The sequence below is a fragment of the Pseudomonas sp. LAIL14HWK12:I1 genome (assembly GCF_003202095.1).
In the GTDB taxonomy this organism is placed as follows: Bacteria; Pseudomonadota; Gammaproteobacteria; order Pseudomonadales; family Pseudomonadaceae; genus Aquipseudomonas; species Aquipseudomonas monteilii.
Map to the genome: position 1 here is coordinate 90920 of NZ_QJKG01000011.1, position 19541 is coordinate 110460.

The 19541-nt window shown below is 63.4% G+C and carries 13 protein-coding genes; 11 read left to right on the forward strand and 2 right to left on the reverse strand.

Translation table 11 applies throughout. From position 1 onward, the window contains the following. Nucleotides 1-150: 150 nt before the first annotated feature. The 8 genes from D906_RS23235 (at nt 151) to D906_RS23270 (ending at nt 14999) form a co-directional block, all read left to right on the forward strand. Complete coding sequence (locus tag D906_RS23235; RefSeq protein ID WP_019098357.1) at nt 151-1347, forward strand: amino acid aminotransferase; 1197 nt, start codon at nt 151-153, stop codon at nt 1345-1347. Nucleotides 1348-1554: 207 nt separating this feature from the next. Continuing rightward, nucleotides 1555-2835, forward strand: coding sequence for a serine/threonine transporter (locus tag D906_RS23240; protein ID WP_025752601.1), 1281 nt, complete (start codon nt 1555-1557; stop codon nt 2833-2835). Nucleotides 2836-3000: 165 nt separating this feature from the next. Further along, nucleotides 3001-3501, forward strand: coding sequence for a thiol peroxidase (gene tpx, locus D906_RS23245; protein ID WP_019098358.1), 501 nt, complete (start codon nt 3001-3003; stop codon nt 3499-3501). Between the two features lie 260 nt (nt 3502-3761). Continuing rightward, nucleotides 3762-5075 (forward strand): MdtA/MuxA family multidrug efflux RND transporter periplasmic adaptor subunit, encoded by a 1314-nt coding sequence (locus tag D906_RS23250; protein WP_027608910.1) that lies wholly within the window; start codon nt 3762-3764, stop codon nt 5073-5075. Continuing rightward, the gene (locus tag D906_RS23255) at nt 5072-8170 is read left to right on the forward strand and encodes an MdtB/MuxB family multidrug efflux RND transporter permease subunit (RefSeq protein WP_019098360.1); all 3099 of its coding nucleotides are present in this window, start codon (nt 5072-5074) and stop codon (nt 8168-8170) included. The genes D906_RS23250 and D906_RS23255 overlap by 4 nt, the downstream gene beginning before the upstream one ends. Continuing rightward, the gene (locus tag D906_RS23260; protein ID WP_019098361.1) at nt 8167-11274 is read left to right on the forward strand and encodes an efflux RND transporter permease subunit; all 3108 of its coding nucleotides are present in this window, start codon (nt 8167-8169) and stop codon (nt 11272-11274) included. The genes D906_RS23255 and D906_RS23260 overlap by 4 nt, the downstream gene beginning before the upstream one ends. Then, nucleotides 11271-12761, forward strand: a complete 1491-nt coding sequence (locus tag D906_RS23265) for an efflux transporter outer membrane subunit (RefSeq protein WP_027614946.1) — start codon at nt 11271-11273, stop codon at nt 12759-12761. The genes D906_RS23260 and D906_RS23265 overlap by 4 nt, the downstream gene beginning before the upstream one ends. A gap of 150 nt (nt 12762-12911) precedes the next feature. Continuing rightward, complete coding sequence (locus tag D906_RS23270; protein WP_027614945.1) at nt 12912-14999, forward strand: bifunctional diguanylate cyclase/phosphodiesterase; 2088 nt, start codon at nt 12912-12914, stop codon at nt 14997-14999. Here D906_RS23270 and D906_RS23275 read toward each other — a convergent pair. Then, the gene (locus D906_RS23275; protein ID WP_019098363.1) at nt 14996-15256 is read right to left on the reverse strand and encodes a DUF1652 domain-containing protein; all 261 of its coding nucleotides are present in this window, start codon (nt 15254-15256) and stop codon (nt 14996-14998) included. The genes D906_RS23270 and D906_RS23275 overlap by 4 nt on opposite strands. 274 nt (nt 15257-15530) lie before the next feature. After that, nucleotides 15531-16178 carry a DUF1345 domain-containing protein gene (locus D906_RS23280; protein ID WP_019098364.1) on the reverse strand — a complete coding sequence of 216 codons (648 nt, stop codon included), beginning with the start codon at nt 16176-16178 and terminating at the stop codon, nt 15531-15533. A 129-nt stretch (nt 16179-16307) separates the two neighbouring features. Here D906_RS23280 and pgm point away from each other — a divergent pair, with 129 nt between their 5' ends. The 3 genes from pgm to D906_RS23295 all read left to right on the forward strand — a co-directional run bounded on the left by pgm (nt 16308) and on the right by D906_RS23295 (nt 19477). Then, a complete protein-coding gene (pgm, locus tag D906_RS23285) occupies nt 16308-17945 on the forward strand; it encodes a phosphoglucomutase (alpha-D-glucose-1,6-bisphosphate-dependent) (RefSeq protein WP_019098365.1) in 1638 nt (545 codons plus the stop codon). 78 nt (nt 17946-18023) lie between these two features. After that, on the forward strand, nt 18024-18536 hold the full coding sequence (locus tag D906_RS23290) for a sigma-70 family RNA polymerase sigma factor (protein WP_019098366.1): 513 nt from the start codon (nt 18024-18026) through the stop codon (nt 18534-18536). After that, the gene (locus D906_RS23295) at nt 18533-19477 is read left to right on the forward strand and encodes a FecR domain-containing protein (protein WP_019098367.1); all 945 of its coding nucleotides are present in this window, start codon (nt 18533-18535) and stop codon (nt 19475-19477) included. Before D906_RS23290 ends, D906_RS23295 begins: the two co-directional genes overlap by 4 nt. The last annotated feature ends 64 nt before the right edge of the window (nt 19478-19541 follow it).

Consider the following 19541-nt stretch of genomic DNA (forward strand, 5'->3'; position numbering starts at 1 on the left):
GCGGGCGTGCCGCTAAGAATCCAGCACAAATTCCCAGCCATGCAATGTTGCATAGACAACCTTGCACAATAGTGGATGTTCCTGAACCCGCACTCCGGGTATGCTCAACGCTGACTTTTCGTACTGTCCTGATCCAAGGAGCTGCACGCTGTGTTCAAACATGTCGATGCCTATGCCGGCGACCCGATCCTCTCGTTGATGGAAACCTTCAAGGCCGATCCGCGCGCCGACAAGGTCAACCTGAGTATCGGCCTGTACTACGATGAGGCTGGCGTGGTGCCGCAACTGGCGGCTGTGGATGCGGTGGAAAAACGCATCGCCGGCCAGGACCACGAAGCTTCCCTGTACCTGCCGATGGAAGGCCTGGCCAGCTACCGCCAGGCGATCCAGGCACTGCTGTTCGGTGCCGATCACCCGGCTGTGACCGGCGGCCGCGTGGCCACCGTGCAGACCGTGGGTGGCTCCGGCGCCCTGAAAGTCGGTGCCGACTTCCTCAAGCGCTATTTCCCGCAGTCCGAAGTCTGGGTCAGCAACCCAACCTGGGACAACCACCGCGCCATCTTCGAAGGCGCCGGCTTCAAGGTGCACACCTACCCGTACTTCGACCAGGCCACCCGTGGCGTGGACTTCGACGGCATGCTGGACACCCTGCAGACCCTGCCGGCCAACAGCGTGGTACTGCTGCACCCCTGCTGCCACAACCCGACCGGCGCCGACCTGGAACAACACCAGTGGCAGCAAGTGGTCGAAGTGGTCAAGGCACGCCAGCTGATCCCGTTCCTCGACATCGCCTACCAAGGCTTCGCCGAAGGCCTGGTGGAAGACGCCTACGCCATCCGCGAAATGGCCCGTGCCGGTGTGCCGTGCCTGGTCAGCAACTCGTTCTCGAAAATCTTCTCGCTGTATGGCGAGCGGGTAGGCGGCCTGTCGGTGGTCTGCGACGATGACGCCACCGCCCAGAGCGTGCTTGGCCAGCTCAAGGCCACCGTACGCCGCAACTACTCCAGCCCGCCCAACTTCGGCGCCCAACTGGTCGCTGGCGTGCTGAGCGATGCCGGCCTCAATGCCCAATGGGCCGAAGAAGTGGAAGTGATGCGCAAGCGTATCCTCGACATGCGCCAGGCGCTGGTCGATGCCCTGGCGGTGCTGTTGCCAGGCCAGGACTTCCAGTTCTTCCTGCGCCAGCGTGGCATGTTCAGCTACACCGGCTTCAGCGTCGAGCAGGTGCGCCGCCTGCGGGACGAATTCGGGGTGTACCTGATCGACAGTGGCCGCGTGTGCATGTCCGGCCTGCGCCCGGCCAACCTGCAACGGGTTGCCGAAGCGTTCGCTGCCGTCCAGAAGTAACACCGCCAAGGGGCCTGCGCGGCCCCTTGCATTTCCTGTCGGCACAACCCGCTTGTAAAGACAAGTGCAACCGCCCCTCGGAAAGGGGCTTCGCAAGTGCAACCTTTCCGTGCACAATCGCGCCCCTCTTTTCCGGTTGAGTTGGGCGAAGGCACTATTTCGCCATTCTCAGCCTGTTGCAGTCTTGCGAGTGGAGCTTCACCCGGAATGAATGAGCAGGCCCCAAGCGTTGAACAACGCTTTGCAGAATCGACCCCCGCCACCCTTGGCAGCTGGGCGCGTCACGACACTACCTGGATGCTGGGCCTGTTTGGCACAGCCATCGGCGCCGGAACCCTGTTCCTGCCGATCAACGCCGGCCTTGGCGGCTTCTGGCCGCTGCTGATCCTGGCCATCCTGGCCTTCCCGATGACGTACTTTGCCCACCGTGGGCTGACCCGTTTCGTCCTGTCGGGGCGCAACGGTGGCGACATCACCGAGGTGGTCAAGGAGCACTTCGGCAGCACCGCCGGTGCCTCGATCACCGTGCTGTATTTCTTCGCGATTTTCCCCATCCTGCTTATCTATAGCGTGGCGCTGACCAACACCGTGTCCAGCTTCATGGAGCACCAGCTGCACATGGCGCCGCCACCGCGGGCCATCCTGTCGTTCGTGCTGATCCTCGGCCTGCTGGCCATCGTGCGTTGCGGCGAGCAGGCCACGGTCAAGGTCATGAGCCTGCTGGTGTACCCGTTCATCGTCGCCCTGGCGCTGCTTGGCCTGTACCTGGTGCCGCACTGGACCGGTGGCATCCTCGACAGCGCCACCCAGGTGCCGCCGGCTTCGGCGTTCCTGCACACCCTGTGGCTGGCCATTCCGGTGATGGTGTTCTCGTTCAACCATTCGCCGATCATCTCGGCCTTCGCGGTGGACCAGAAGCGCCGTTACGGCGAGCACGCCGATGAGCGCAGCGGCCAGATCCTGCGCCGTGCTCACTTGCTGATGGTGGTGATGGTGCTGTTTTTCGTGTTCAGTTGCGTGCTCACCCTCAGCAGCGCCCAGCTGGCCGAAGCCAAGGCACAGAACCTGTCGATCCTGTCGTACCTGGCCAACCACTTCAGCAACCCGACTATCGCGTTCGCTGCACCGCTGATCGCCTTCGTGGCTATCGCCAAGTCGTTCCTGGGCCACTACATCGGTGCCAGCGAAGGCCTGAAGGGCATCATCACCAAGGCTGGCGCGCGCCCGGGTGCCAAAACCCTGGACCGCGTGGTTGCTGCACTGATGCTGGTGGTGTGCTGGATCGTTGCCACCCTCAACCCGAGCATCCTCGGCATGATCGAGTCGCTCGGCGGCCCGATCCTGGCGGTGCTGCTGTTCCTGATGCCGATGTATGCCATTCGCCGCGTACCGTCGATGCGCAAGTACAGCGGTGCGGCCTCCAACGTGTTCGTCGTGGTGGTCGGCCTGGTTGCGTTGACTTCGGTGGTTTACGGCCTGCTGGGCTGATTCGCCCCCTGCAATGAGGAATGCCCGGGTTGCTTGTCGCAACCTGGGCATTTTTTGTCCACAAAAAGTGTCGGGAAATAGAACAATTTCACCTGACCCATAGGCACCCGGCCGGCTTCATGCTTAACTCAGTGTCCTTTTCAAACCCAGCATAAGGATTTCGTCATGGCTCAAGTGACTCTCAAAGGCGGCCCGGTTCAGGTTAACGGCAACCTGCCACAGGTCGGCGCCCAGGCTCCGGCTTTCTCCCTGGTCGGTGAAGGCCTGGCTGACAAGTCGCTGAAAGACTTCGCCGGCAAGCGCAAAGTGCTGAACATTTTCCCGAGCGTCGACACCCCAACCTGCGCTACCTCCGTGCGCAAGTTCAACGCCCAGGCCAACGATGTCGCCAACACTGTCGTGCTGTGCATCTCCGCCGACCTGCCGTTCGCCCAGGCACGCTTCTGCGGTGCTGAAGGCCTGGAAAACGTGAAGAACCTGTCGACCCTGCGTGGCCGCGAGTTCCTCGAAAACTACGGCGTCGCCATCGCCGACGGCCCGCTGGCCGGCCTGGCTGCCCGCGCTGTGGTAGTGCTGGACGAGAACGACAAGGTGCTGCACAGCGAGCTGGTTGGCGAAATCGCTGACGAACCGAACTACGATGCAGCCCTTGCTGTACTGAAGTAAGGATTGCGTGGGGCAGGGCGGTGGAGTCCTGTGCCGGCCATAGGGCCAGCACAGGCAGCGGACCCCTTGAGCCCGCCACCGCTCCAGGCAACACCCTGTAACGGCCCGGAACGCTCTCCGGGCCGTTTTCATTTAAAATTCCGCGTCTTGGCAACGTCAGCCTAAGGTAAACCTCTGGTAAAGGCCCTTTGCTTAAACGATGCCATTGCTTATCGTCCACCCTCCCCAAGTCGCCATTCCGAACAAGGTTCGTTCAACCCATGCAAGCGTCCAATTCCCGTTCCCCCCGTCGCTGGCTCGTTGGCCTGCTGATCCTGCTGCTGGTGGCTGCACTGGCCTGGTGGCTGTGGCCTGCAGCAACGCCTGCGCATAAAGAAGCCAGTGGCGGCGGCGGGCGCGGCGGCAAGGGCATGGGCATGATGGGCGGTCGCCCGGGCTTTGGCGGCTCCAGCGAAGCGGTACCCGTGCGCGTCGAGCCGGTGCGAGTGGGTGATTTCCCGCTGTACTACAAGGCCCTTGGCACGGTCACCGCGACCAACACCGTCAACGTACGCAGCCGCGTGGCTGGCGAACTGGTGAAAATCCACTTCAAGGAAGGCCAGCAGGTCAAGGCCGGCGACTTGCTCGCCGAAATCGACCCGCGCTCGTACCGCATCGCCTTGCAGCAAGCCGAAGGCACCTTGGCGCAGAACCAGGCGCAGTTGAAGAACGCCCAGGTCGACCTGGCCCGTTACAAAGGCCTGTACGCCGAAGACAGCATCGCCAAGCAAACCCTCGACACCGCCGAAGCACAGGTGGCGCAATTCCAGGGGCTGGTCAAGACCAACCAGGCCCAGGTCAACGATGCCCGCCTGAACCTCGACTTCACCCAGATCCGTGCGCCGATCAGCGGCCGTGTCGGCCTGCGTCAGCTTGACCTGGGCAACCTGGTGGCGGCCAACGACACCACCGCACTGGTGGTCATCACCCAGACCGAGCCGATCAACGTCGCCTTCACCCTGCCGGAAACCCAGCTGAGCACCGTGCTGGAGCGTTATCGCAGTGGCGCCAGCCTGCCGGTCGAGGCCTGGGACCGCAGTGACAGCAAATTGCAATCTACCGGCGTGCTGGGCAGCATCGACAACCAGATCGACACCACCACTGGCACCCTCAAGTTCAAAGGCCGCTTCGAGAACAAGGACCTGGCCCTGTTCCCCAACCAGTTCGTCAACGTGCGTTTGCTGGCCGATACCCTCAAGCAGGTGGTCATGGCCCCGGCGGCGGCCATCCAGTTCGGCAATGACGGTAGCTTCGCCTACGTGGTCAATGCCGAGAACACCGTTAACGTGCGCAAGGTCAAGGTGGGCGCCAGTGATGGCGAGAACAGCGTCATTCTCGACGGCCTGAAGGCCGGTGACCGGCTGGTGCTGGAAGGTACCGACCGCCTGCGCGAAGGCACCAAGGTTGAAGTGGTCGAAGACAGCTCGCAAGTGCCGACCACCCCGGGCCAGCACCTGCAAGGGCAAGAGGCCAAAGGTTCGGCGCAAACCGGTGAAGCACAACCTGGCAAAGCAGCAGGCAAGGCGGGCGCATGAACCTCTCGCGTCTGTTCATTCTGCGGCCGGTCGCCACCACGCTGAGCATGCTGGCCATCGTCCTGGCCGGCCTGATCGCCTACAAGCTGCTGCCGGTTTCTGCCTTGCCGCAGGTGGATTACCCGACCATCCGCGTCATGACCCTGTACCCCGGCGCCAGCCCGCAGGTCATGACCAGTGCAGTCACCGCACCGCTAGAGCGCCAGTTCGGCCAGATGCCTGGCCTTGAGCAAATGGCCTCGACCAGCTCCGGCGGCGCGTCGGTGCTGACCTTGCGCTTCAACCTCGACATGAACATGGACGTTGCCGAGCAACAGGTGCAGGCCGCGATCAACGCCGCCAGCAACCTGCTGCCCAGCGACCTGCCAGCGCCACCGGTGTACAACAAGGTCAACCCGGCCGACACCCCGGTGCTGACCTTGGCCATCTCCAGCAAGACCATGCCGCTGCCCAAGCTCAACGACCTGGTCGACACCCGCGTGGCGCAAAAGCTCGCGCAGATCAGTGGCGTGGGCATGGTCAGCATTGCCGGCGGCCAGCGCCAGGCAGTGCGCATCAAGGTCAACGTCGATGCCTTGGCCGCCAACGGCCTGAACCTGGATGACGTGCGCACGCTGATTGGCGCGTCCAACGTCAACCAGCCCAAGGGCAACTTCGACGGCCCGACCCGGGTGTCGATGCTCGATGCCAACGACCAGCTGCGTTCCCCCGAGGAATACGCCAACCTGATCCTGGCCTACAACAACGGTGCGCCGCTGCGCTTGAAAGACGTGGCCGAAATTGTCGACGGCGCGGAGAACGAGCGCCTGGCCGCCTGGGCCAACGAAAATCATGCAGTGCTGTTGAATATCCAGCGTCAGCCGGGCGCCAACGTGATCGAAGTGGTCGACCGCATCAAGGACTTGTTGCCTTCGATCACCGACAACCTGCCGGCTGGGCTGGATGTGTCGGTGTTGACCGACCGTACCCAGACCATTCGCGCAGCCGTGAAGGACGTACAGCACGAACTGCTGATCGCCATCGCCCTGGTGGTGATGGTCACCTTCCTCTTTCTGCGCCGCTTCAGTGCCACCATTATCCCTTCGATTGCCGTGCCTTTGTCGCTGATCGGCACCTTCGGCGTCATGTACCTGGCCGGTTTTTCGGTCAACAACCTGACGCTGATGGCGCTGACCATCGCCACCGGCTTCGTGGTCGATGATGCCATCGTGATGCTGGAAAACATCTCGCGGCATATCGAAGAGGGCGAGACGCCCATGCAGGCGGCGCTCAAGGGCGCCCGGCAAATCGGCTTCACCTTGATTTCCCTGACCTTCTCGCTGATCGCGGTACTGATCCCGCTGCTGTTCATGGCTGACGTGGTTGGCCGGCTGTTCCGCGAGTTCGCCATTACCCTGGCGGTGGCCATCCTGATTTCCCTGGTGGTGTCGCTGACCCTGACGCCGATGATGTGCGCCCGGCTGCTCAAACGCGAGCCCAAGGAAGAAGAGCAGGGGCGCTTCTACCGTGCCAGTGGTGCCTGGATCGACTGGCTGATCAAGCACTACGGCAGTGCCCTGCAATGGGTGCTGAAGCACCAGCCGCTGACCCTGCTGGTCGCCGTGGCCAGCCTGGCGCTGACGGTGTTCTTGTACATGGTGGTGCCCAAGGGCTTCTTCCCGGTGCAGGACACCGGGGTAATCCAGGGCATTTCCGAAGCGCCGCAGTCCACCTCGTTTGCCGCCATGAGCGAGCGCCAGCAGGCCCTGAGCAAGGTCATCCTGCAGGACCCGGCGGTTCAAAGTCTGTCGTCCTATATCGGTGTAGACGGCGACAACGCCACGCTCAACAGTGGCCGCCTGCTGATCAACCTCAAGCCCCATGGCGAACGGGATGTCACCGCCAGCGAGGTCATCAGCCGCCTGCAGCCGCAACTCGACCGGCTGGTGGGTATCCGCCTGTTCATGCAGCCGGTGCAAGACCTGAGTATCGAAGACCGTGTCAGCCGCACCCAGTACCAGTTCAGCCTGTCGTCGCCCGACGCCGACCTGTTGGCCCAATGGAGCAGCAAGCTGGTACAGGCGCTGCAGCAGCGCCCGGAACTGGCCGACGTGGCCAGCGACCTGCAGGACAAAGGCTTGCAGGTCTACCTGGTGATTGACCGTGACATGGCCAGCCGCCTGGGCATCACGGTGTCGCAGATCACCAACGCCCTGTATGACGCCTTTGGCCAACGGCAGATCTCCACCATCTACACCCAGGCCAGCCAGTACCGTGTGGTACTGCAGTCGCAGGACGCGGCACTTATCGGCCCGCGAGCGCTGGAGTCGATTCACGTCAAGGCCACCGATGGCGGCCAGGTGCGCCTGTCGGCGCTGGCGCGTATTGAGCAGCGCCAGGCCCAGTTGGCCATTTCCCACATCGGCCAGTTCCCGGCAGTCACCCTGTCGTTCAACCTGGCCCACGGTGCATCGCTGGGCGAAGCCGTTCAGGTGATCGAGCAGGTACAGAAGGACATCGGCATGCCGCTGGGCGTGCAAACCCGCTTCCAGGGTGCGGCGCAGGCCTTCCAGGCATCGCTGTCGAGCACCTTGCTGCTGATCCTGGCGGCGGTGGTGACCATGTACATCGTGCTGGGGGTGCTGTACGAAAGCTACATTCACCCGGTGACCATCCTCTCGACCTTGCCGTCGGCAGCAGTGGGCGCTTTGCTGGCGCTGCTCATTAGCGGCAACGACCTGGGCATGATCGCCATCATCGGTATCATCCTGCTGATCGGTATCGTCAAGAAGAATGCCATCATGATGATCGACTTCGCCCTGGAGGCCGAGCGTAACCAAAGCATGAGCCCGCGCGATGCCATCTACCAGGCCGCGCTGCTGCGCTTCCGGCCGATCCTGATGACCACCCTGGCCGCGCTGTTCGGTGCCGTGCCGCTGATGCTCGCCACCGGTTCCGGCGCCGAGCTGCGTCAGCCACTGGGCCTGGTGATGGTGGGCGGTTTGCTGGTCAGCCAGGTGCTGACGCTGTTCACCACCCCGGTCATCTACCTCTACTTCGACCGCCTGGCTCGCCGCTGGCGCCCGGCCACTGATGTGAAGCAGGCCGAGGCATGAACCTGTCCGGTCCTTTCATCCGTCGCCCGGTGGCGACCATGCTGTTGAGCCTGGCGATCATGCTGCTGGGTGGGGTCAGCTTCGGCTTGCTGCCGGTGGCGCCGCTGCCGCAGATGGACTTCCCGGTGATCGTGGTGTCGGCCAACCTGTCCGGCGCCAGCCCGGAAGTGATGGCCTCCACTGTGGCCACGCCGCTGGAGCGCAAGCTGGGCAGCATTGCTGGCGTGACCACCCTGACCAGCAGCTCCAACCAAGGCTCCACACGGGTGATCATCGGCTTCGAGATGGGCCGCGACATCGACGGTGCGGCGCGCGAGGTGCAGGCGGCGATCAACGCCACCCGTAACCTGCTGCCCAGCGGCATGCGCAGCATGCCCACCTACAAAAAGATCAACCCGTCCCAGGCGCCGATCATGGTGCTGTCGCTGACCTCGGATGTGCTGCAGAAAGGCCAGCTGTACGACCTGGCCGACACCATCCTGTCGCAGAGCCTGGCCCAGGTGTCGGGGGTAGGGGAGGTGCAGATCGGCGGCAGCTCGCTGCCGGCGGTGCGCATCGCCGTCGAGCCGCAACTGCTCAACCAGTACAACCTGTCGCTGGACGAAGTGCGCACGGCGGTGTCCAACGCCAACCAGCGTAGGCCCATGGGCTTTGTCGAGGACGCCGAGCGCAACTGGCAGGTGCGCGCCAACGACCAGCTGGAAAGCGCCAAGGACTACGAGCCGGTGGTGATCCGCCAGCAAAACGGTACCATCCTGCGCCTGTCCGACGTGGCGACCATCACCGATGGCGTCGAGAACCGGTACAACAGCGGCTTCTTCAATGACCAGGCGGCCGTGCTGCTGGTGGTCAACCGCCAGACCGGCGCCAACATCATCGAAACGGTTGACCAGATCAAGGCACAGCTGCCGGCCCTGCAGTCGTTGCTGCCAGCCAGCGTGCAACTGAACGTGGCCATGGACCGCTCGCCCGTGATCAAGGCCACCCTGAAAGAGGCCGAGCACACCCTGCTGATTGCCGTGGTGCTGGTGATCCTGGTGGTGTACCTGTTCCTCGGCAGCCTGCGCGCCTCGCTGATCCCCAGCCTGGCCGTGCCGGTGTCGCTGGTGGGCACCTTCGCGGTCATGTACCTGTGCGGGTTCTCGCTGAACAACCTGTCGCTGATGGCGCTGATTCTGGCTACCGGCCTGGTGGTGGACGACGCCATCGTGGTGCTGGAAAACATCTCGCGGCACATCGAGGACGGCCAGCCGCCGATGAAGGCGGCCTTCCTCGGCGCCAAGGAAGTAGGCTTCACCTTGCTGTCGATGAACGTGTCGCTGGTGGCGGTATTCGTCTCCATCCTGTTCATGGGTGGCATCGTGCGCAACCTGTTCCAGGAGTTCTCCATCACCTTGGCGGCGGCGATCATCGTGTCGCTGGTGGTGTCGCTGACCCTGACGCCCATGCTCTGCGCCCGCTGGCTCAAACCGCATCAGGCCGAGCAGACACGCCTGCAACGCTGGAGCGACAAACTGCACCAGCGCATGGTCAACGCCTACGACCGCAGCCTGGGCTGGGCCCTGCGCCACAATCGCCTGACGCTGCTCAGCCTGTTGGCCACCATCGGCATCAACATCGCGCTGTACGTAGTGGTGCCCAAGACGTTGATCCCGCAGCAGGACACCGGGCAGCTGATGGGCTTTATCCGCGGCGACGACGGGCTGTCGTTCACCGTGATGCAGCCGAAGATGGAAATCTACCGCCGTGCATTGCTCGCCGACCCGGCAGTGCAGAGCGTTGCAGGTTTCATCGGTGGCAACAGCGGTACCAACAACGCCATGGTGCTGGTGCGGCTGAAACCGATCAGCGAGCGCAAGATCGATGCGCAGAAGGTGATCGAGCGCCTGCGCAAGGAAATGCCCAAAGTGCCTGGCGGGCGCCTGTTCCTGATGGCCGACCAGGACCTGCAACTGGGCGGCGGTGGCCGTGACCAGACGTCGTCGCAGTACCTGTATACCCTGCAGAGTGGCGACCTGGCAGCGCTGCGTGAGTGGTTCCCGAAAGTGGTCGCTGCTGTACGTGCACTGCCGGAACTCACTGCTATCGATGCGCGTGACGGTGCCGGCACCCAGCAGGTGACCCTGGTGGTCGACCGCGACCAGGCCAAGCGCCTGGGCATCGACATGGACATGGTTACCACGGTGTTGAACAACGCCTACAGCCAGCGGCAGATTTCTACCATCTACGACAGCCTCAACCAGTACCAGGTGGTGCTGGAGATCAACCCGAAATACGCCTGGGACCCAAGCACCCTGGAGCAAGTGCAGGTGATCACCGCCGAGGGCGCCCGCGTGCCGCTGTCCACCATCGCCCACTACGAAAACAGCCTGGCCAACGACCGCGTCAGCCACGAAGGCCAGTTCGCCTCGGAAGACATTGCCTTCGACGTCGCGGAAGGCTACAGCCCCGACCAGGCCATGGCAGCGCTGGAGCGCGCAGTGGCCAAGTTGGGCTTGCCTGAGGAAGTGATCGCCAAGCTGGGTGGCACTGCCGACGCCTTTGCCAAGACGCAGGAGGGCCAACCGTTCATGATCCTCGGTGCGCTGGTGCTGGTGTACCTGGTGCTGGGCATCTTGTACGAAAGCTACATTCACCCGCTGACCATTCTTTCGACACTGCCTTCAGCCGGTGTCGGGGCCTTGCTCGCGTTGTACGTCACGGGGGGCGAGTTCAGCCTGATCTCGCTGCTGGGGCTGTTCCTGCTGATTGGCGTGGTGAAGAAAAACGCCATCCTGATGATCGACCTGGCCTTGCAACTGGAGCGTCACCAAGGGCTGTCGCCGGAGGAGTCGATTCGCCGGGCGTGCCTGCTGCGCCTGCGGCCGATCCTGATGACCACCCTGGCGGCCATTCTTGGCGCCTTGCCGCTGCTGTTGAGCCATGCAGAAGGTGCAGAAATGCGCCAGCCGCTGGGCCTGACCATCATTGGTGGCCTGGTGTTCAGCCAGATCCTCACCCTTTACACGACGCCGGTGGTCTACCTGTACCTGGACCGCCTGCGCCACCGTTTCAACCGTTGGCGCGGCGTGCGCACCGACGCCGCCCTGGAAAACCCGCTATGACTTTTGCCCAGACCCCACTTCATCGTGCCCTGCAAACGCTGACCCGTGGGCGTGGCTCGCGCCTGCTCGGCGCCGGGTTGTGCGTGGCCCTGCTCAGTGCCTGTACCTTGAGCCCGGACTACCATCGCCCCGAACTTAACAGCTCGGCGGCGCAGTTCAAGCACGCCGAAGGCTGGACCCAGGCCGCCCCATCCGACGCCATCGCCCGCGGCGCCTGGTGGGAAATCTACGGCGATGCCGGGCTCAATGCGCTGGTTGAGGAACTGAACCGTAGCAACCAGACCGTAGCGCAATCAGAAGCCCAGTACCGCCAGGCCCAGGCGCTGGTGCGCAGCAGCCGCGCGGCGTTGTTCCCGAGCCTGGACCTGAGCACCAGCAAGAACCGCTCGGCCCAGGGCACCGGCAGTTCCAGTTCGAGCCTGTCCAACAACAGCAGCGGTATTCGCAACACCTACAACGCGCAGTTGGGTGTGAGCTGGGAAATCGACCTGTGGGGCAAGCTGCGCGAAACCATGAATGCCAACGAGGCCAGTGCCGAAGCCAGCTTCGCCGACCTCGCGTCGATCCGCTTGAGCCAGCAATCCGAGCTGGTGCAGAACTACCTGCAACTGCGGGTAATAGACGAGCAAAAGCGTCTGCTGGAAGCCACTGTGGCGGCCTACGAGCGCTCGTTGCGGATGAACGAAAACCAGTATCGCGCCGGCGTTGCGGGGCCGGATGCGGTGGCCCAGGCACGCACCCAGCTCAAGAGCACCCAGGCTGACCTGATCGACCTGATCTGGCAGCGTGCGCAGTTCGAAAACGCCATTGCCGTGCTGTTGGGCAAAACCCCGGCCGACTTTGCTCTGGACGACAGCAAGGACATTCCTGCGCTGCCGCAAATCCCGGTATCCCTGCCTTCGCAGCTGCTGGAGCGGCGCCCGGATATTGCTGCTGCCGAGCGTAACGTGATGGCCGCCAATGCCAACATCGGCGTGTCACGGGCGGCGTATTTCCCCGATCTGAGCCTGAGCATGAGCGGCGGCTATTCCAGCAGCAGCTTCAGCAACTGGATCGAGCTGCCCAACCGCTACTGGTCGGTAGGCCCGCAACTGGCGCTGACCCTGTTCGACGCTGGCAAGCGCAGCGCCGAGGTGGACCGCACGGTGGCCGCGTATGACCAGACCGTGGCGCAATACCGCCAGACCGTGCTCGACGGCTTCAAGGAAGTGGAGAACCTGCTGGTGCAGTTGAAGGTGTACGGCGATGAAGCGGTGGTGCGCCAGGAAGCGCTGGATGCCGCCCGCGAGTCGCTGCGCCTGACCGAGAACCAGTACCGCGCAGGGTTGATCGGCTACCTGGATGTGGTGAACGTGCAGACCACGGCATTGAGCAACGAGCGCAGTGTGTTGAACCTGTTGCAAGGTCGCTTGGTGGCCAGTGTGCAGCTGGTGGCTGCGCTGGGTGGCGGCTGGGATGCAGAACAGGCATTTGCCGAGCAGGATTGACCTGCTCTCTGCGTTCCAAAGGGGCTGGACATTCTCCCGCAGAGAGTGCATTGGATCCATTCCCATTCGCAGAAACCCCGTGCGTTTCGCCTAAGCTTGAGTACAATCGTCAGCTTTTGCCGGGCCCCCTGTCCCGTCGCTGGAACTCCAATGCTGACCGGTAGCTACTCCTCTTCGCTGGTGCTGATTTCGCTGTGCGTGGCGATTCTGGCGTCTTATACCGCCCTTGACCTGACCGGCCGCATCGCCACGGCCAAGGGCCGGGCTGCCTACTTGTGGATGGGGGGCGGCGCGTTGGCCATGGGCATCGGCGTGTGGTCGATGCACTTTATCGGCATGCTCGCGTTCAGCCTGCCTATCGACCTGGGTTATGACCTGGCGCTTACCGCGTTCTCGCTGCTGATCGCCGTGCTGTCCTCGGGCTTTGCCCTGTGGCTGGTTAGCCAGCCGAGCCTGCCGTGCCTGCAACTGGGCTTCGGCGCGCTGATCATGGGCGCCGGCATCGCCTGCATGCACTACACCGGCATGGCCGCGCTGCGCATGCTGCCGGGCATCGACTATGACCCGACGCTGTTTGGCGCTTCGCTGCTGATTGCCGTGGATGCGTCTGCGGCGGCGTTATGGATCGCCTTCCGTCTGCGCAAACACACCCCCTACGTGCGGCAGATCCGCGGGCTGGCGGCAGTGGTCATGGGGTTTGCCATCGTCGGCATGCATTACACCGGCATGGCGGCGGCGAACTTCCCCGAAGGCAGTTTCTGCGGTGCGCTGGCAGGTGGGTTGCAGGGCGACAGCCTGGTTTACCTGGTGTTGATCACTACCTTGGCGGTGTTGGCCGTGGCCTTGCTCACCTCGGTGCTGGACGCGCGCCTGGAGGCGCGCACCGCCGAACTGGCCCGTTCGCTGACCCTGGCCAACCAGGAGCTCACCCAGCTGGCCCTGCACGATACCCTGACCGATCTGCCCAACCGCACGTTGCTGGCCGACCGCATCGAGCAGGCCATTGCCAGGGTGGCGGAGCAGGGCGGCTGTTTTGCCCTGATGTTCATTGATCTGGACGGTTTCAAACCGGTCAACGATGCCTTCGGTCACCACATTGGCGACCTGCTGCTCAAGGCCGTGGCGGGGCGGCTGCGCGGCCACTTGCACAGCCAGGACACGTTGGCGCGCATCGGCGGTGACGAGTTCGTGCTGCTGGTGGAATTGCAGGAGCCGAACGATGCCATGGACGTGGCGGTCAAGCAGGTCAACCTGGTGTCGCGACCATTCCGCGTGGCCGAACACGACCTGCAACTGTCGGCGAGCCTGGGCATTGTCCTGTATCCGGGCAACGGCCAGGACCAGCACGAGCTGTTGCGCAATGCCGACGCTGCCATGTACCACGCCAAGAGCGCCGGCAAGAACGGCTACAGCTTCTTCGACGTGTCGATGAACAGCAACGCCCGCCAGCAACTGCAACTGCTGCAGGACCTGCGCCAGGCGCTGGAGCAGCGCCAGTTCCGGTTGCACTACCAGCCCAAGTTCGACGCCCAGGCTTGTCAGCCGATCGGTGCCGAGGCCTTGCTGCGCTGGGAACACCCGCAGCAAGGGCTACTGCTGCCTGACCGCTTCATTGGCCTGGCAGAGAAAACCGGCCTGATCATTCCTATCGGTGAATGGGTGCTGGACGAAGCCTGCCGGCAGATGCGCCAGTGGCTGGACCAAGGGCATCAAGGCTGGCGCATGGCCGTGAACCTGTCGGCCATCCAGTTCTGCCATGCCGGGCTGGTCGAGAGCGTGGCCCGGGCCCTGCAACAGAACGGCCTGCCGGCCAACTGCCTGACACTGGAAATTACCGAAACCACCGCCATGCACGATGCCGATGCCAGCCTGACCGTGCTGCAACGCCTGTCCGACATGGGTGTGGACCTGTCCATCGATGATTTTGGCACCGGCTACTCCAGCCTGATGTACCTCAAACGCCTGCCGGCCAACGAGCTGAAGATCGACCGTGGCTTCGTGCGTGACCTGGAACAGGACAGCGACGATGCAGCGATTGTCTCGGCCATCGTCGCACTGGGCCAGGCGCTGGGCCTGCGCATCGTTGCCGAAGGGGTGGAGACCGACAAGCAGCAAGACTTCCTGACCCGACTTGGGTGTGATTCGCTGCAAGGCTACCTGCTGGGCCAGCCCGTGCCCGCCGAACAGTTCATGAGCAAGTTGCAAGCATTGCGGCCGCAAGATACCGCAGCGGGCTAGACGGCATCGCGCAAGGTGAAGCTGGGGATAAACGCGTCCATCTCCGCTTCGACGGCCTCGATGATGCGTTCAACGTCGGCGGCAGCCATGACTGCCGTGCAGGGGATACCGGCTATGGCCAGTAGCGTTTCGCCGGTAGCGCGGTCGAAGAGTCGCGCCACCATGCTGCGTGGCGCATCCATGATGGCCTCGAAGCCCAGCGGGTGAAAATGCCAGCGCATCACCTGGCAGGCGTTGGGGAACGTCATCTTGTTCATGCCTGCCTCCTTGTCCGTGCCTGGACGTGGTGAGCGGATGGCCACATCGATGCGGCTGCCGGGAATGTAAACATAGCAGCTGCCACGCGTGATTCTCGGTTGCAAATACGACAAATGTGCCAATGCATGACAGCGGTCACATACGCGTCACGAAATCCTTGGCGCTGCAGTCGGCAGGGCAAACGTTTTCCAGGCGTGATAGGAACGGTTTTCCGCTCTGTTAAGTCCGGTTTCAGAGCTGTTTGGCACACAGTTTTTCAGACGAGTGGTGCGCTCAGCCCAGCAACCCGGCGGCAATGTTGATGGTGAACCCCAGAATTGCGGTATTGAACACGAAACCTACGATGGAATGCGCCAGCACGATCCGCCGCAGCCGCCTGCCGGCAACCCCCACATCTGACGTTTGCACGGCCACGCTGATGGTGAACGAGAAGTAGTGAAAGTCCCAATAGTCCGGGTTGCGCTCGCCATCGGCGAAGCGCAGCGGTGGCTCGTGATTCTGCCCGGTATAGAACAGCCGGGCGTAATGCAGGCTGAAGATGCAGCCAATCAGCAGCCAGGAACCGGCCACGGTCAGGCCGGTGTAGAGGTAGTGCAGGGCCAGGTCTGCGCCTTGCAGCCCACGGCTGGACACCAGTTGCAGGGTGACTGCGGCGAGGCTGGCGATGGCGGCAATGCACACGGTGAGCAGGACCAGGCCTGCGTTTTCGTCTTCGACGCGGGCAACCTTGCGGACCTTTTCCGGGCCGGCGCCCCAGCTCAGGTACAGCACCAGCAACAGGTAAAGCCAGACGCCCAGGTTCCAGCCAGCGAGGATGTGTTGCACGGCGTCATCGGCAGGGATCAGCCAGGCGCCAATCAGGCCTGCCGCTGCGGCGAAGCTCAGGCGGGGGTGGGTACGGGTCAGGCGGTGGAAAGCCATGGGGCCTCATTCACGGTGGGTGTGGTCTCTACTCTAGCTTGTTCTTTGCCGGCACCCATCGCACACCCTTGCAACTCTCAGTACACTGCACGTTCCAACACCAACATCTGTTGAACTCGAGGTTTTTGCATGACGCTCAGTCCTTTGGCAGGCAAGCCGGCTCCGGCCAGCGTGCTGGTCGATATTCCCCGACTGCTCACCGCCTATTACACCGGCCGCCCAGACGCTGCCGTGGCGGCCCAGCGGGTGGCCTTCGGCACCTCGGGGCACCGGGGCACTTCGCTTGAATTGAGTTTCAACGAATACCACGTGCTGGCCATCACCCAGGCCATCTGCCTGTACCGCCAGGAAAAGGGCATCGATGGCCCGCTGTTCATCGGCGCCGACACTCACGCCCTGTCGGCCCCGGCCACGGCCAGCGCGCTGGAAGTGCTGGCGGCCAACGGCGTGCAAGTCAGGTTGTCGAAGGACGACGAATACACGCCCACGCCGGCTGTGTCCCACGCCATCCTCTGCCACAACCGTGGCCGCCAGCAGGGCCTGGCCGACGGCATCGTCATCACCCCGTCGCACAACCCGCCGCAAAGCGGTGGCTTCAAGTACAACCCGCCCAATGGCGGCCCGGCCGACAGCGATGTGACCAAGTGGGTCGAGGCCAAGGCCAACGAACTGCTGGCGGCGAACCTGGCAGGCGTCAAGCGCATGGACCATGCCCAGGCGCTGCAGGCCCCGACCACCCAGCGCCACGATTACGTGAGCAGCTATGTGGCGGACCTGGAAAACGTCATCGACTTCGATGTCATCCGTGGCGCCAAACTGCGCCTGGGCGTCGACCCGCTGGGCGGGGCAGGGGTGCGCTACTGGTCGGCCATTGCCGAACACTACAAGCTGGACCTGGAAGTGGTGAACACCGAGGTAGACCCCACCTTCCGCTTCATGACCGTCGACTGGGACGGCCAGATCCGCATGGACCCGTCCTCGCCATACGCCATGCAGGGCCTGATCGGCCTTCGCGAGCGCTTCGATGTGGCCTTCGCCTGCGATCCGGACCACGACCGCCACGGCATCGTTACCCCGGAAGGCCTGCTGCAACCGAACAACTACCTGGCTGTGGCCATCGACTACCTGTACCGCCACCGCCCGCAATGGCGTAGCGATGCTGCCGTTGGCAAAACCGTGGTGTCCAGCGGCCTGATCGACCGCGTCACCCAGCGTCTGGGCCGTGAGCTGTACGAAGTGCCGGTGGGCTTCAAGTTCTTTGCCCAAGGGTTGTTCGACGGCTCGCTGGGCTTTGGCGGCGAAGAGAGTGCCGGTGCGTCGTTCCTGCGCCGCGATGGCTCCGTGTGGGCGACCGACAAAGACGGGCTGATCCCGGCCTTGCTGGCTGCCGAGATGACCGCCCGCACCGGTCGTAACCCGAGCCAGGCCTACGCGGACCTGACCGAAGCCTTGGGCAAACCGTACGCTACCCGGGTCGAAGCCAAGGCCGATGCGCGGCAGAAAGCGCTGCTGAGCAAGCTGGCGCCGGAGCAGGTCAAGTCGACCGAACTGGCCGGTGAGCCTATCGTGCAGATCCTCAGCCACGCGCCGGGCAATGGCCAGGCGATTGGCGGGCTGAAGGTGATGACCGCCAACGGATGGTTCGCCGCACGGCCGTCGGGCACCGAGGACATCTACAAGATCTACGCCGAAAGCTTCATCGACGAGGCGCACCTGCAGCGCCTGGTGCAGGAAGCGCAGGTGCTGGTGGATGCAGCGATTGCCTGACCGGTAACAAACCGCTTGGCCCTGCGCCGCAACGTAAATTAGAATTAATCCTATTTACGCCGCCGCAGGGCCATCCTCATGATCGACGCCGCGCCGCCAACGGAACCTAGCCTGCCTGCCCTGTACCGGGAGCACCGCAGCTGGCTCGAAACCTGGCTACGCCGGCGCCTGGGCAATGCCTGGGATGCCGCCGATCTCAGCCAGGATACTTTTCTGCGGGTACTGACCAGTGCCCAACCATTGGCAGACATACGTGAGCCAAGGGCCTACCTGCTGACAGTCGGCAAGCGCCTGCTGAGCAACTTCCACCAGCGACGTAGCCTGGAACAGGCTTATCTCGATGCTTTGGCCACCTTGCCCGAGCAGCATGTGCCCTCGCCAGAAAAACGCTGGATATTGCTGGAAACCCTGCAAGTACTCGACGAATTGCTCGATGGCCTGAAGGCACCAGTGCGCAAGGCCTTTCTCTGGAGCCAGCTCGAAGGTGTGGGTTACGCCGAAATCGGCAAGCGCCTGGGCGTTTGCGAGCGCTCGGTGAAACGCTACATGGCGCAGGCTTACGAACATTGCCTGCTGGCCGAATTGCAATGACCCCCCATTCCCCCGAAATCCGCGAAGCTGTGCGTGCTGCCGCCCGCTGGCTGGCGCTGCTGGATTCTGGCGACGCCAGTGAGGGCGACTTGCTGCGCCTGGCGCAATGGCGGGCCAGCAGCAGCTTGCATGAAGACGCCTGGCAAAAGGCATCATTGTTGCGTCAGCGCTTTACCGCTTTACCCGGCGCTTTGGCCATGGCAACTCTGGACCGCCCGGACGCCGGCCGACGCGCACTGCTCAAGCAAGCCTTGGCTATCGCCGCGCTGTTGCCGACAGCCTGGCTGGTCAGCCGTGAGCTGCCTCTGGATGCCTGGACTGCCGACATGCACACCTCGGTAGGCGAACGTCGGCAGGTGCTGTTGAGCGATGGCACATTCGTGCAGATGAACACCGACAGTGCGGTGGATATCGACATGAATGCACGCCGCCTGACGTTGCTTCGCGGCGAAGTGGCAGTGAAGGTGCCCGCCAACCTGAACCTGACGTTGCAGGTGCCTTATGGCCAGGTGGTGCTCGGCGGTGGTGAAGTTTGCCTGCGGCTGGTCGATGAGGCCTGCCGGGTATTGGTGGCCGATGGCGTAGCCAGCCTGCAGCCACTGCGCGGCCCGGCACACGTACTGCACGCCGGGCAGCAGGCCAGCTTGCAGGTGGCAGGTGTCGGTCCGGTGACAGGCCTGGATGAATGGCGGCTGGGCTGGCGTGAGGGCGTACTGCGGCTGGATGACCGCCCCTTGGGCGACTTGTTGCACGAGCTGCGCAGGTACCGCCCCGGCGTGCTGCGTTGGGCGCCGGAACTGGAGCGCCTGCGGGTAACTGGCACTTTCCGCCTTGATGATACCGACCGGGTTCTTGCCTTGCTCGCCGCCAGCCTGCCGTTGCAGGTACAAGCACGCACGCGCTACTGGGTCAGCCTTGCTGCACGAGAAAATCGTGCTTGAGGCTGTCCCCTTTTTTTCACTCGCCGGTCATTACCGGTAGAAGAAAATAAAGGGGAGCCATTTT